Origin of the sequence: Arthrobacter sp. 9V, from assembly GCF_902506065.1 — a bacterium.
Lineage (GTDB): Bacteria > Actinomycetota > Actinomycetes > Actinomycetales > Micrococcaceae > Arthrobacter.
In genome coordinates, this window is sequence record NZ_LR732995.1 from 1 (window position 1) to 1,254 (window position 1,254).

The 1,254-nt window shown below is 73.8% G+C and carries 1 protein-coding gene; it reads left to right on the forward strand.

What is annotated here, in order from left to right; genetic code table 11:
• Positions 1 to 1,254, forward strand: a 1,254-nt coding sequence (locus BACI9J_RS23140) for a glycoside hydrolase domain-containing protein (protein ID WP_201296724.1), incomplete at both ends; no start/stop codon positions are given.

Here is a 1,254-nt window from a genome sequence, read left to right on the forward strand (position 1 = left end):
ACGCCTGGGTGCCGCGGGTCGTCCGGATCGGTCCCGCGCGCCCGACCCCGACGACCGCGCTCGGCCACGTCCGGACGACCCGCGGCACCCAGGCGTCGTCCCGGTTCTCCCGCGGCAACAACGCGCCGCTCGTCGGCGTCCCGCACGGCGGCGTGTTCGGCCTGCCGATGACGGACGCCTCGAGCAACCGCTGGCCGTACGCCTACCAGGAGCACGACCGGCTCGACGACCAGGGACGACTCCGTCCGGCGATCCAGGCCTTCGCGACGAGCCACATCCCGTCGCCGTGGATGGGCGACCGCGGGGTGTTCCAGGTGATGCCCTCGCCGCTCGACACCCCTGACGTCGACCGGGCTGCCCGCGCGCTCGGGTTCGACCACGAGGACGAGCAGGACGGCCCGCACCGCTACCGGGTCGCGCTCGACCACGGTGTGACGGCCGAGCTGACCGCAGGGGAGTTCGCCCTCGGGTTCCGGTTCACCGGTACCCGCAGCGTCGTGCTCGACCACCACGGCCGGGTGTCCGACGTCTCCGTGACGGTCACCGACGGCACCGCCGTGGTCGAAGCTCTGCTCGACGACCGCCCCGGCACCCCGCCGCACCACGTGCACCTGCGGGTCGCCGGGGTCACCGCCGACCACACGACGATCGGCGAGCACGAGCTGCGCGGCTGGCTGTCCGTGGGGGAGCCCGGCGGCACCGGCGGCCCGGTCGACGTCCTGCTCGGCATCTCGACCGTCTCGATCGAGGACGCCCGCGCGAACCTCGACGACGCCGGCTCGTTCGACGCCATGTGCTCCCGTGCCGAGGCGCTGTGGACCGAGAAGCTCGCGACGCTGTCCTTCGACGGCGCGAGCCCCGACCAGCTGACGAGCCTGTACTCGGGTCTGTACCGGCTGTTCCTCTACCCGAACCGTGCCGGGGAGACCGCCTTGACCGGCGCCCCGCGGCACCGTTCTCCGTACGGCGACGTGCTGGCGGACCCGATCCGCGACGAGCCCGGGCCGGAGACCGTCGACGGCCCGTTCACCACCACGAACGGCTTCTGGGACACCTACCGCACCGCCTGGCCGCTCCTCGGACTCCTGACCCCCGACACCGCGGGCGAGCTGGCCCAGGGCTTCGTCGAGCACCACCACGACGGCGGGTGGACCCCGCGCTGGAGCGCGCCCGGCGCCGAGGACTGCATGACCGGCACCACGAGCGACACCGTCTTCGCCGACCTCGCGGTGAAGGGCGTGCGCGGCTTCGACC